Source organism: Klebsiella sp. BIGb0138, from assembly GCF_004342285.1.
Lineage (GTDB): Bacteria > Pseudomonadota > Gammaproteobacteria > Enterobacterales > Enterobacteriaceae > Klebsiella.
Genome location: NZ_SMCV01000002.1, coordinates 383,835 through 395,345, shown reverse-complemented (window position 1 = coordinate 395,345; position 11,511 = coordinate 383,835). Strand labels below are relative to the sequence as shown.

Sequence of the window (11,511 nt, the reverse complement as noted above, 5' to 3'; positions counted from 1 at the left end):
AGATAACGCTTATTCACAACGGGATGTCATAACATGTCTGATGACCAGAACAGCAGCTTACTTTACGGCCTGGAGCAGCGGATCCCGCCGCTTCCGGCCTTCTTCAGCGCCCTGCAGCATGTGCTGGCGGGGCTGGTAGGAATAATCACCCCGCCGCTGATTATTGGCGCTACGCTGGGGCTCGGCGAATGGCTGCCGTATCTGATCAGCATGTCGCTGCTGGCCTCCGGTATTGGCACTTTTCTGCAGTCCAACCGCATCTGGGGCATCGGCGCCGGGATGATCTGTATGCAGGGCACCAGCTTCGCCTTTCTCGGCGTCGCTATCGCCGGAGGGATGTGGGTCAAGGCGCAGGGCGGCGGTCCGCAGGATATTATGGCGATGCTGTTCGGCGTTAATTTTGTTGCCGCACTGGTGCCGGTTATCGTCAGCCGGTTTATTGAGCCGCTGAAGAAGCTGTTCACCCCGATTATTACCGGGAGCGTGATTGCGCTGATTGGTATCAGCCTGATCAAAGTCAGCGTCATTAACTGGTGCGGCGGCGAACAGGCGAAAGATTTTGCCAGCCCGGGCAATATTGCGCTGGGGGCCGGGACGCTGGGGGTTATTGTGTTGCTGAGCTGCGCCAAAAACCGCTGGCTGCGTCTCTCCTCCGTGGTGGTGGGGATTGCCGTCGGCTGCGCGGCCGCGGCGCTGAGCGGCAAGTTTCATCTCAGCCCGATCGGCGAGAGCTGGTTCCGCTTACCGGCGCTGTTCCCCTTTGGCTTCCAGTTTAACAGCGCGATCTTTTTACCCATCGCGCTGGTCTCGCTGGTGTGTATTCTGGAGGCGGTGGGCGATCTGACCGCCAATTGCCTGATCTCCCATCAGTCGATTGATGACGGCGCGTTCCGCTCGCGGCTGAAAGGCGGGATCCTCGCCGACGGTATCAGCTGCATGGTGGCCGCCATGCTTTGTGCATTTCCGAATACCACCTTCGCGCAAAATAACGGCGTGATCCAGATGACCGGCGTCGCCAGCCGCTACGTCGGGCGCTATATCGGCGCGATCCTGATTATGCTGGGGCTGTTCCCGCCGTTTGGCGAGATTCTGCGGCAAATCCCCACCCCGGTATTAGGCGGAGCCACCATGGTGATGTTTGGCTGCGTGGTGGCGGCGGGGATCCGTATCATTACCCAGACGCCGCTCACCCGTCGCGATATGCTGATTGTCGGTCTGGCGTTTGGTTTTGGTCTCGGTATTGAAGCGGTTCCGGCGTTTCTCTCTCACTTCCCGCCGATCGTCGGCAACCTGTTTGGCTCGGCGGCGACCAGCGGCGGGCTGGTGGCAATTGTCCTGAATCTGGTTCTTGCGGAAGAAAAAACCGCGGTAGCGGCGGTAACGCCAGGGAGCAATGATGATCGCGCTCAATCACTTTAATCAACTGGCGCACGCGGACGCCGTGCGCCTTCTGGAACCCTGCGTGGCGATTCCCGCGTGGACCGCGGCGCTGGTGGCGGGACGTCCGTACCCAAGCCTTTCCGCGCTGACGGCCTGCGCACAGGAAAGTATGCGGGGCTGGGGGGAGGCGGAGCTGACGCAGGCGCTTAGCGCCCATCCGCGGATCGGTGAGAAAGCGGCCGGGGAGCAGGCGCACGCCGCGCTGTCGCGCCAGGAACAGTCGGCGGTCAACCCCGACGATGCGCTGCTCGCCGAGGCTTTGAAAGAGGGAAATGCCCGCTACGAAGCCCGCTTTGGCCGGGTTTTCCTGATTCGCGCCAAAGGGCGCAGCGGGGAAGAGATCTTGCAGGCGCTGACCCAGCGCCTGCAGCACAGCGAGGCGCAAGAGGTTCAGGCGGCGCTGGCGCAATTACGTGAAATTACCTTATTAAGACTGACAGGAGTCGTTGGCCCATGAATACGCTGAGCACCCATATTCTCGATATTTCGACCGGTAAACCCGCCGAAGGCGTCGCGGTGAGCCTGCTGCGGGAGGGGCAATGCCTCGCCGCCGGCGTGACCGATAGCCATGGCCGCATTGGCGAGCTGGCGCCCGGCGCGCTCGGTCCCGGCGCGTATCAGCTGGTGGCGGAGCTGGGGGCGTGGTTTGCGCGCGACGGTCGCCGGACGCTGTATCCCCGGGCGCAGATTGATTTTGTTATCGATGAACCGGCGGATGACCATTTTCATCTGCCGTTTTTGATCGCCCCCGGCGGCTGGTCAACCTATCGGGGGAGCTAGTCTGAACCCTGCGGCCCGGCTCAGGTCGTCACGCCTGCGCCGGGCATTACCATCAGATATCCCCCTGCCATACGCGCTCGCCATTGACCCATGTCTCGCTGATATTGCGTTCATCGCCTAAGGTCATCAGCACAAACAGCCGCTCAAACACCTCCTGACAGCGGCCGATCCGCAGTTTTTGCAATGGCGTTACCGCGGGGTCGATAACCACAAAATCGGCCTCTTTACCGGGCTGGAAATTACCGATCTTGTCATCGAGACGCAGGGCGCGGGCGCCCCCCAGCGTCGCATGATAAAACGCTTCGCTGGCGCGCAGACGGTAGCTCTGGAGCTGCGCCACCTTGTAGGCTTCGCCGAGGGTACGCAGCATGCTGAAGGTGGTGCCCGCGCCAACGTCGCTGCCGATGCCGATGCGCACCTTCTGCTGCCAGCTGGCGGGCAACCGGAACAGCCCGCTGCCGAGAAACAGGTTTGAGGTCGGGCAGAAGGCGATCGCCGAGCCGGTCTCATGCAGGCACCGCCACTCCTTGTCCGCCAGATGGATCCCGTGGGCAAACACGCTGCGCTCGCCGGTCAGCTGATAGTGATGGTACACATCCAGGTAGTGCTCATGCTCCGGCCACAGACTCTTCACCCACGCTACTTCATTGAGGTTTTCGCTCAGGTGGGTCTGGAGCCAGGTATCCGGAAACTCTTCCCGCAGCCGCTGAACCGCCGCCAGCAGCTCCGGCGTGGAGGTGGGGGCAAAGCGCGGGGTGATGGCGTAGCCGAGGCGGCCGCGCTGGTGCCAGCGCTGGATCAGTTCGCGGGTCTGCCGGTAGCTCTGTTCGGCGGTTTCAGTCAGATAATCCGGCGCATGGCGGTCCATCATCACCTTGCCGGCCAGCAGGCGCATATTCAGCCGCAGGGCTTCGTTAAACAGCGCATCGACCGACTCCGGGTGCAGCGTACAGAAGACCAGCGCGGTGGTGGTGCCGTGGCTCAGCAGCTGGTTGACAAAAAATTGCGCGATCTCGGCGGCGTAGGCTTCATCGGCGAACTGGCTTTCCACCGGGAAGGTGTAGGTGGTCAGCCACTCCAGCAGCTGTTCGCCGAAGGCGCCGATCATTTCGGTCTGCGGGTAATGGACGTGCGCATCGACAAAGCCGGGCAGCAGCAGCTTACCGCGCAGGTCGGTGTAGCCCTTGCGCGGATGCAGATACGCCTCGCCCTCCTGCCACGGCAGCAGCGCCTGGATTTTGCCCTCGTGAATAAACAGGATGCCATCGTCAAGATAACGCGCATGGCGGGCGATATCGTCAGCGCTCTCGGCCGGTTGGGCAATATCAAAAAACGCGCCGCGTAGGGCGGTGTGGTATTCAATCATGGTGCAGCCTTATCAGTTCCGTGAAGACAGACTTATAGAGCAAGAACAATGCCAGTTTGCCTGAAGTGAACAGGCCGCGGCGAGGACCGCGGCCGGAGGGGTTACTCTTTCTGGGCCACGACGTCGGCGTGGAAACGTGACGCGCCGGTGGCCTGACGCTCGTCGCGGGCAATCCAGCGATAGGCGACGCCGCTGAGGAACACGCCGATAAACCAGCTGAAGTTGGCCACTTCATGCAGGGCCGGGATAAAGCTGATGATCAAACCGATGGCGACCGAAGGCAGCAGGGCGGCAATCGCTTTTGGGTTAAAGCCGTTGCGATACCAGTATTTGCCTTTCGGCGAGTCATCAAACAGGTCGTCCACCGAAACCTGTCCGCGCTTAATCAGGTAGAAGTCGACGATCAGGATGCCGAACAGCGGGCCGATAAACGCGCCTAAGACATCAAGGGTGTAGTGAATCAGTTCGGGCGAGTTGAACAGGTTCCACGGCGTCAGCAGAATTGACCCTACCGCGGCGATCATCCCGCCGGTACGGAAGCTGATTTTCTGCGGCGAGCAGTTGGAGAAGTCAAACGCCGGTGAGACAAAGTTGGCGACGATATTGATCCCGATGGTGGCGGTAATCATTGTCAGCAGGCCAATGGCGACCGCCAGATCGTTACCCACGCGGCTGACGGTTTCAATCGGGTCGGTAATCATCCGGCCGAACAACGACTGGGTGCCGGAGACAATCACCACGGTGACGATCGAAAACAGCAGGAAGTTGAACGGCAGGCCCCAGCGGTTACCGCGACGGATTTCGCCCATGCTTTTCCCGTAACGTGAGAAGTCGCCGAAGTTCAGCAGCGGGCCGGAGAAATAGGAGACCACCAGCGCGGTGGCGGTGATCATCTGCCAGGTCTGCTCGCCGGCGGTCAGCGATTTGCTGGCCAGGGTAAAGGAAATGCCGTCGAATCCGGTTTTGTATACAATCCAGCCCGCCAGCGCCAGCATCACCACGTAGACCGCCGGTCCGGCGATATCAATAAAGCGCTTAATGGCGCTCATTCCGTGCCAGAAAACCATCGCCTGCAGCAGCCACATGGTGGCGAAACATAGCCAGCCGAGATGCGACAGGCCAAGGAAGGTGGCTGCGGTTAATGTCGCCAGCGCAGGCCAGAATTTGAGCAGCACCAGCATCAGCGCGTTGGCCGCCAGATAGGTCTGAATGCCGTACCAGGCGAAGGCGATCAGCCCGCGGATCACCGCCGGGATATTGGCGCCGAAGACGCCGAACGCCTGGCGACAGATCACTGCATAGGGCACGCCCGCCATCTGGCTGGGCTTCGCCACCAGGTTCGCGCACAGCTGGACAATGCAAATCCCCACCAGCAGACAGAGAAGCACCTGCCAGCTGGCCAGCCCGAGGGTGAAGAAACTCGCCGCCACCACATAGCCCCCCATGCTATGCACATCCGACATCCAGAAAGAAAAGATGTTGTACCAGCTCCAGTTCTGGTCGCGCGTCGGCGCCAGATCCTCATTACACAGCCGTGGACTGTAGCCGACGGTGGAGTCAGCGCCCTTAACCTGATGGGTATTTTGTCTATTTGGCATGAAACCTGCTCCTCTGAATGAAAACCCTTGTACGTTGCTGACAGCAGCTGTTGCAGGATTCAGGCCAGAATGGTTAATTTTGTATACAAGAAATTTATTTTATGTATACGATTGGATATCAAAAAGTAAATCCGGAGTGGGTGAATGCGTAATGAAAACCGTCTGCAGGCCGCGGCAGAACTGCATGACAAGGATGAATCCATCTATCAGGCCCTGATGACGGCGATTGTCGAACATCAGCTGCTGCCAGGCAGCAAATTGCCGGAAGAGGCGCTGGCGGAGGCGTTTGGCGTGAGCCGGACCGGGATCCGTAAAGTGCTGCAACGACTCAATGCTGTGCAAATGGTGACATTAACGCCCAAACGTGGTGCACAGGTGGCCAGCCCGACGGTGGAAGAGGCGCAGGAGATCTTCCGTACCCGTGCGCTGCTGGAGGTGGCGAATCTGCCCGAGGTGCTCGCCCGCTGTCAGCCGCCGCATCTGGCGGCGCTGGAGGCGATTATTCACCAGGAGCAGCAGGCGCATGAAGCCTACGATGGCCCGGCGGCGATCCGCTACTCCGCCGATTTCCACATCCAGCTGCAGGCGATATCCGGTAACCAGGTGCTGACCGAAATGGTTACCCGCCTGAGTCAGCGTTCTTCCCTGGTGATTGCCGCCTGGGGGGCGCCGTGGCGCCAGGGCTGCCGCTGCGACGATCATCAACAGCTCGTCGGCCTGCTGCGGGAAAAAGCCCTGCCGGCTCTCAGCGCCGCGTTGACGCACCATTTTGAACATATCGTCGCCAGCTTGTGTTTTGAACGCGCTGGCGAATGCCTGCCTGATTTCGCCCGGCTGTTTGCCGGTTACAAGGAGCCGTAATGGCCGCACTCTGTATACAAGTGATTAATCCCAACACCAACGTCGGGATGACCGAAACCATCGCCACCGCCGCTCGGGCGGCCGCCGCGCCGGGGACCGATATCGTCGCGGTCTGTCCGCAGGACGGCGTCCCGTCCATCGAAGGTCATTTTGATGAGGCGATTGCCGCCGTCGGCGTGCTGGAACAGATCAAAGCGGGGCGCCAGCAGGGCGTGTCGGGCCACATCATCGCCTGTTTTGGCGACCCGGGGCTGCTGGCCGCGCGCGAGCTGGCGCAGGGGCCGGTGATCGGCATTGCCGAAGCGGCGATGCATATGGCGACGCTGGTGGCGACCCGCTTTTCCATCGTCACCACGCTGCCGCGCACGCTGATTATCGCCCGCCATCTGCTGCAGCAGTATGGTTTTCAGGACCACTGCGCCGCGCTGCACGCCATTGACCTGCCGGTGCTGGCGCTGGAAGACGGCAGCGGCCTGGCGCAGGAGAAGGTGCGCGCGCGCTGTATCCGGGCATTAAAAGAGGACGGCTGCGGGGCCATCGTGCTGGGCTGCGGCGGGATGGCGACGCTGGCCCAGGAGCTGACCCGCGAACTGCAGGTGCCGGTGATCGATGGCGTCAGCGCGGCGGTGAAGATGGTCGAGTCGCTGGTGGCGCTGGGTCTGTCGACCAGCAAGCGGGGAGACTTAGCGTTCCCGGAGGCGAAAACGTTGAGCGGTAAATTTCAGGCATTGAATACATTTTCAATTTAAGGGGTGGGAGATGACGTCAGCAGAACAGAATTACCCTCGCGACCTGCGAGGATACGCCGGTCAGCCGCCGCACGCGCAGTGGCCGAACCAGGCGCGCATCGCCGTGCAGTTCGTACTCAATTACGAAGAGGGGGCGGAAAACCATGTCCTGCACGGCGATGCGGGATCCGAACAGTTTCTCTCCGATATTATCGGCGCGGCCAGCTATCCCGATCGCCATATGTCGATGGACTCGTTATATGAATACGGCAGTCGCGCCGGATTCTGGCGCATCCATCAGGCGTTCCGCGCGCGCGGGCTGCCGTTGACCGTGTTTGGCGTCGGGATGGCGCTGGCGCGTCACCCGGAAATCGTGGCGGCGATTAAAGCCGCCGACTACGACGTGGTCAGCCACGGCTGGCGTTGGATCCACTATCAGCATATGGATATCGACATGGAGCGCGAGCATCTGCACAAGGCGGTGCACGTCTTAACCGACCTGTTCGGCAAGCCGCCAACCGGCTGGTACACCGGGCGGGATAGCCCCAATACCCGTCAGCTGGTGGTTGAGCACGGCGGTTTCGATTACGACAGCGACTACTATGGCGATGATTTACCCTTCTGGACCGAGGTGCAGTGCGGCGACGGTTCGCGCAAGCCGCATCTGATCGTCCCCTATACCCTCGACGCCAACGACATGCGTTTCGCCACCGCCCAGGGCTTCAACACCGCCGAGCAGTTTTACACCTATCTGAAAGACAGCTTTGATGTGCTGTACGCCGAGGGGGAGCAGGCGCCGAAGATGATGTCGATCGGCATGCATTGCCGGCTGTTAGGCCGCCCGGGGCGCTTCCGGGCGTTGCAGCGTTTTCTGGATTATGTGCAGGAGCATGAACGGGTGTGGGTCTGCACCCGTCAGCAGATCGCCGATCACTGGCGGCAGGTGCATCCATACCGGCCTTAGTGTCGGTTTCCCCGGCGCCAGCGGCTGACTCGGGAAACCGGGTCGGCGGATTGTGCGGTAGCCCGGCTATGCGCAGCGTCAGCCGGGCGAGGCGCGGGGTTAGCTCAGCAAACTGACCTGCGCGGCGACAATGCGCCAGCCAAACGGAAAACGGACCCAGGTTTGTTGCTGGCGGCCGATGCGATCGCTGCCTGCGCGGGTAAACTCGGTGCTGCACACCGCATAATCCTCGCCAAAGGTGGTGATCACCGTATGGCGTAATTCGCGCTGTAGCCCCGCCGCCGGGCGAGCGGCGCGAAAGGCGCGAATTTCATCGATCCCGTAGAGGTTCTCCCCGGCGCCCAGGCGCACCGTGCGCTTATCGTGCCAGAACAGCTCATCCAGCACTTCAATGTTGTTGCTGATCAGAGCCTCTTCATAGCGATAAAAGGCCGCCGTGACTTCGGCCAGCACCAGCGGCCGGTTAATATTATCCTGATTCATCATGCTGCTCTCTCCGCAGGTCGGGCATCGCTGATGCCCATTGCTTCCAGGACACGCGCCGCGCGCAGGCAGGCCTGTTCATTAAACGGCGCGGCAATCAGCTGCACCCCAATAGGCCGTCCCGCAGCGGTGCGTAGCGGCACCGTAACTACCGGCAGCCCTAAAAAAGAGATCGGCTGGGTGAGCATGCCCATGCTGGCGCGAATCGGCAACGCCTGGCCGTTGATTTCCATGGTGTGCTCACCGATGACGGTGGCGCTGCACGGCGTTGCCGGGGCGATCAGCACATCGGCGTGGGCAAATAGGGTTCTTGCCGCCTGGCGGGCATGGCGGCGAAAACGCTGCGCCTGCAGGTACCAGGCGGAGGGGATCATCGCTCCGGCCAGCAGACGTTCCCGCGAATTCGGTTCAAAGCGCTCCGGTTCGCGCCGCAGCGCCGGCAGGTACTGGTTGCCCCCTTCGGAGGCGCTGATAATAAACGCCGCCGAACGCGCCAGTTCGGCTTCGGGGAACAGATGCTCTTCCCGGGCATCGAGGGCCTGGGCGACGCGAGCCACCGCGGCACGCGCATCGTCATCGCACCAGTGGGTAAAATAGCCGCCGAGCACCCCGCAGCGCAGCCCTTCCGCACCGCGCTCCAGCAGGTGGCTGGTGGGGGCAACGGCGCGATCGGCCTGAAAATCATCGTCAGGATCGCGCCCCTGCAGGATATCGTATACCGTTGCCAGATCGTCGACGTGACGGGCAAACGGGCCAATATGGTCGAGGCTGGCGACGAACGGGTGGCTACCGGCGCGCGACAGACGGCCAAACGTCGGTTTCAGGCCAAAGATCCCGCACAACGAGGCTGGAACGCGGATCGAGCCGTTAGTGTCGCTACCCAGCGAGAAGTGAACCAGCCCGGCGGCAACCGCCGCCGCCGAACCGCCGGATGAGCCGCCGGCGATGCGTTGCAGATCGTGCGGATTATGCGTGGCGCCGTAGTGGCTGTTTTCCGTGGTAAACCCGTAGGCGTAGGCGTCCATATTCAGCATTCCGGAGAGCAGGCCGCCCGCGGCGTGGATCTGGCGGACCGCCCAGCCGTCCACGGCGGCAGGCGGCTGGGCACTGAATAGCCGGGCACCGGCGAGAGTCGTTTCACCGGCGACATCAAACAGGTTTTTTACCGCATAGGCGATCCCCGCCAGCGCGGGCAGCGGCTGCTTTGCCCGGCGCAGGGCGTCAATATGATCGGCTTCGGCGAGCATCCGCCGTTCGGTGATCTGGGTCCAGGCGTTGAGCTGGGGGTTAACCCGCGCAATATCGTCCAGGGTACTGCGGGCCATCTCCCTGGCGCTCAGCTCGCCGTCGGCCAGCGCGCGCTGAATATCGGCGATAGTCATCTCATTGAGCTTCATGCTTTGTACACTCCGGCAATCTCCAGGCGCTGATCGAGCGGGTAGGCCATCAGCGGTTCGGCCATCGCGGCAATGCGGCTGAACTGCAGCTGCAGTTCGCCGCGGCGGGCGTCGTCCAGCTCCAGCGCGAGGATCTGTTCCATTTGCGCCAGGTAGGTATTCCAGTCGGGGATCGTGGTCTTCATGGTTAACTCCTAATATCCGGCGGCTGCGCCGTTACTGCGTGGATCGGCGGCCCCTTCAAACAGGCCGTTGGGGTGGCGGACGATGGCGCCGGCGTGGCCCATGGCTTCGCTGAAATCGGGCAGGATCTCGACGTCATGACCCAGCTCCCGCAGGCGGGCGATGCTCTGCGGCGTAAAGCGCCCCTCCAGCTTCAGCGAGTCTGAGGTTTGCCCCCAGGTGCGACCTAGCAGCCAGCGCGGCCGGGAAATACTCTCCTGCAGCGGAACGCCCTGCAGGACATAGCGGGTGAAGATGGCCGCCTGGGTTTGCGGTTGCCCGTCGCCGCCCATCGAACCATACACCATCACCCGGCCATCGCGGAGGCGGGCGGCGGCGGGATTGAGGGTATGGAACGGCTGTTTACCGGGGGCCAGCGCCAGCAGGTGGGCGGGGTCGAGGCTGAACGACGCCCCGCGGTTTTGCCAGACAATCCCGCTATCCGGCAGCACGACGCCGCTGCCGAACTCATGATAGAGACTTTGAATAAAGGAAACCGCCAGCCCGCTGCTATCCATCACCCCCATCCACACGGTATCGCCGGGGCCTTTCCCCGCTCCCCACGGGGCGGCGCGCTGGTCATCGACCTGCGCGGCCATCTGCTGCAGCGCCTGCGGATCCAGCAGGCTCTGCATATCGACAGCAAGATGTTGCGGGTCGGTGATATGGGCGTCGCGCAGGGCAAAGGCCAGCTTGGTGGCCTCGACGATCCGATGCACGGTCTGCGCGTCATCGGCTTGATCCATTGCCAGCCGATCGGTAATACCGAGGATCGCCAGCGAGACCAGCCCCTGCGTCGGCGGTGCCAGGTTCCACAGCTCCCCGTGCTGATGCGCAAGTTTCAGCGGCGCAGGGCGGCGGGCGTGATGCCGCTGCAGGTCATCGAGGGTGATGGGGAGCCCATATGTTGCCATCCCTTCAGCCAGTCGCTCCGCCAGCGGACCGCGATAAAAGCTATCGAGACCCTCTTCGACCAGCCGCGTCAGCGTGGCGGCCAGCGCCGGCTGATAAAAACGGCTGCCGGTTTCCGGCGGCTGGCCGTTGACCAGGAAGGTCTCCGCGAAGCCCGGCAGGTCGTGGAGTTCGGCGAATTTACTGGCGGTGGCGCTGGACTGAGACGCGGTTACCGGCGCGCCATCGGCCGCATAGCCGATCGCATCTTCCAGCAGGCGGCCCAGCGGCAGCGCTTTCCCGGTCAGCGAGTGCGATACTTTCAGGGCCTCATCCCAGCCGCTGACGGTACCGGCGACGGTCAGCGCCGCCTGCGGGCCGCGGTGCGGAATATGCGCCAGTCCGGCATAGGCCTCCGGCGTCGCCAGAGAACCCGCCGCGCCGCTGGCATCTATGGCGATGGGCTCGCCTTCCGGCGGCACAATCAGCCAGAAACCATCGCCGCCCAGGCCATTCATATGCGGGTAGACCACGGCGATAGTCGCCGCGGCGGCCACCATCGCCTCGATTGCGCTTCCGCCTTCGCGCAGTACGGCAAGCGCGCTTTGGCTTGCCAGATGATGGGGGGCGACAGCCATCCCGTGGGCGGATACATTACTCTGCATGGGTTGTCCTCATGATCCAATCGTGCAATGAGGTTTGCAAAAGCTGTTCCACTTTGAAAGTAAAGTTTCAGCTATCCAGGCAGCGGCCTTTTTTCTTAAACTGGCATGCATTGTGA

Annotated in this window: 12 protein-coding genes; 6 read left to right on the top strand and 6 right to left on the bottom strand. The window is 62.2% G+C overall.

Annotated features, from left to right (window positions below; genetic code table 11):
* The first annotated feature begins 33 nt into the window (after positions 1-33).
* Genes EDF73_RS06310 through uraH form a run of 3 tightly spaced genes read left to right on the top strand, consistent with a single transcriptional unit; the run spans position 34 to position 2,220 of the window.
* Positions 34-1,419, top strand: coding sequence for a nucleobase:cation symporter-2 family protein (locus EDF73_RS06310; RefSeq protein WP_132727232.1), 1,386 nt, complete (start codon positions 34-36; stop codon positions 1,417-1,419).
* Positions 1,397-1,897, top strand: a complete 501-nt coding sequence (gene uraD, locus EDF73_RS06305; RefSeq protein ID WP_132728115.1) for a 2-oxo-4-hydroxy-4-carboxy-5-ureidoimidazoline decarboxylase — start codon at positions 1,397-1,399, stop codon at positions 1,895-1,897. Before EDF73_RS06310 ends, uraD begins: the two co-directional genes overlap by 23 nt.
* Positions 1,894-2,220, top strand: a complete 327-nt coding sequence (uraH, locus tag EDF73_RS06300; RefSeq protein ID WP_132727230.1) for a hydroxyisourate hydrolase — start codon at positions 1,894-1,896, stop codon at positions 2,218-2,220. The genes uraD and uraH overlap by 4 nt, the downstream gene beginning before the upstream one ends.
* A 52-nt stretch (positions 2,221-2,272) precedes the next feature.
* On the opposite strand, the gene guaD is transcribed toward uraH, so the two are convergent.
* Entirely contained in the window at positions 2,273-3,586 is a 1,314-nt protein-coding gene (gene guaD / locus EDF73_RS06295) for a guanine deaminase (protein ID WP_132727227.1), read from the bottom strand.
* Between the two features lie 101 nt (positions 3,587-3,687).
* Positions 3,688-5,184 carry an NCS1 family nucleobase:cation symporter-1 gene (locus tag EDF73_RS06290; RefSeq protein WP_132727224.1) on the bottom strand — a complete coding sequence of 499 codons (1,497 nt, stop codon included), beginning with the start codon at positions 5,182-5,184 and terminating at the stop codon, positions 3,688-3,690.
* Positions 5,185-5,328: 144 nt separating this feature from the next.
* On the opposite strand from EDF73_RS06290, the gene EDF73_RS06285 reads away from it, so the two are divergent.
* From EDF73_RS06285 to puuE, 3 genes are read left to right on the top strand one after another with little or no spacing between them, the layout of a single operon-like run.
* Complete coding sequence (locus EDF73_RS06285; RefSeq protein ID WP_132727221.1) at positions 5,329-6,045, top strand: GntR family transcriptional regulator; 717 nt, start codon at positions 5,329-5,331, stop codon at positions 6,043-6,045.
* Positions 6,045-6,794 carry an allantoin racemase gene (hpxA, locus tag EDF73_RS06280; protein ID WP_132727218.1) on the top strand — a complete coding sequence of 250 codons (750 nt, stop codon included), beginning with the start codon at positions 6,045-6,047 and terminating at the stop codon, positions 6,792-6,794. Before EDF73_RS06285 ends, hpxA begins: the two co-directional genes overlap by 1 nt.
* 10 nt (positions 6,795-6,804) lie before the next feature.
* Positions 6,805-7,737 (top strand): allantoinase PuuE, encoded by a 933-nt coding sequence (gene puuE, locus EDF73_RS06275; protein WP_132727215.1) that lies wholly within the window; start codon positions 6,805-6,807, stop codon positions 7,735-7,737.
* Between the two features lie 99 nt (positions 7,738-7,836).
* On the opposite strand, the gene hpxZ is transcribed toward puuE, so the two are convergent.
* Genes hpxZ through hpxW form a run of 4 tightly spaced genes read right to left on the bottom strand, consistent with a single transcriptional unit; the run spans position 7,837 to position 11,395 of the window.
* Positions 7,837-8,223, bottom strand: coding sequence for an oxalurate catabolism protein HpxZ (gene hpxZ / locus EDF73_RS06270; protein ID WP_132727212.1), 387 nt, complete (start codon positions 8,221-8,223; stop codon positions 7,837-7,839).
* Entirely contained in the window at positions 8,220-9,617 is a 1,398-nt protein-coding gene (locus tag EDF73_RS06265) for an AtzE family amidohydrolase (protein ID WP_132727209.1), read from the bottom strand. Before EDF73_RS06265 ends, hpxZ begins: the two co-directional genes overlap by 4 nt.
* The gene (gene hpxX, locus EDF73_RS06260) at positions 9,614-9,802 is read right to left on the bottom strand and encodes an oxalurate catabolism protein HpxX (RefSeq protein ID WP_132727206.1); all 189 of its coding nucleotides are present in this window, start codon (positions 9,800-9,802) and stop codon (positions 9,614-9,616) included. The genes EDF73_RS06265 and hpxX overlap by 4 nt, the downstream gene beginning before the upstream one ends.
* A gap of 9 nt (positions 9,803-9,811) precedes the next feature.
* Positions 9,812-11,395, bottom strand: a complete 1,584-nt coding sequence (gene hpxW / locus EDF73_RS06255) for an oxamate amidohydrolase (protein WP_132727203.1) — start codon at positions 11,393-11,395, stop codon at positions 9,812-9,814.
* Between the last annotated feature and the right edge of the window lie 116 nt (positions 11,396-11,511).

Excerpts from the sequence above, each read along its gene's own strand:
- EDF73_RS06290 (WP_132727224.1), bottom strand. The coding sequence starts at position 5,184 with ATGCCAAATAGACAAAATACCCATCAGGTTAAGGGCGCTGACTCCACC.
- puuE (WP_132727215.1), top strand. The coding sequence starts at position 6,805 with ATGACGTCAGCAGAACAGAATTACCCTCGCGACCTGCGAGGATACGCC.
- hpxA (WP_132727218.1), top strand. The coding sequence starts at position 6,045 with ATGGCCGCACTCTGTATACAAGTGATTAATCCCAACACCAACGTCGGG.
- EDF73_RS06285 (WP_132727221.1), top strand. The coding sequence starts at position 5,329 with ATGCGTAATGAAAACCGTCTGCAGGCCGCGGCAGAACTGCATGACAAG.
- uraD (WP_132728115.1), top strand. The coding sequence starts at position 1,397 with ATGATCGCGCTCAATCACTTTAATCAACTGGCGCACGCGGACGCCGTG.
- EDF73_RS06310 (WP_132727232.1), top strand. The coding sequence starts at position 34 with ATGTCTGATGACCAGAACAGCAGCTTACTTTACGGCCTGGAGCAGCGG.
- hpxZ (WP_132727212.1), bottom strand. The coding sequence starts at position 8,223 with ATGATGAATCAGGATAATATTAACCGGCCGCTGGTGCTGGCCGAAGTC.
- hpxX (WP_132727206.1), bottom strand. The coding sequence starts at position 9,802 with ATGAAGACCACGATCCCCGACTGGAATACCTACCTGGCGCAAATGGAA.
- guaD (WP_132727227.1), bottom strand. The coding sequence starts at position 3,586 with ATGATTGAATACCACACCGCCCTACGCGGCGCGTTTTTTGATATTGCC.
- hpxW (WP_132727203.1), bottom strand. The coding sequence starts at position 11,395 with ATGCAGAGTAATGTATCCGCCCACGGGATGGCTGTCGCCCCCCATCAT.
- uraH (WP_132727230.1), top strand. The coding sequence starts at position 1,894 with ATGAATACGCTGAGCACCCATATTCTCGATATTTCGACCGGTAAACCC.
- EDF73_RS06265 (WP_132727209.1), bottom strand. The coding sequence starts at position 9,617 with ATGAAGCTCAATGAGATGACTATCGCCGATATTCAGCGCGCGCTGGCC.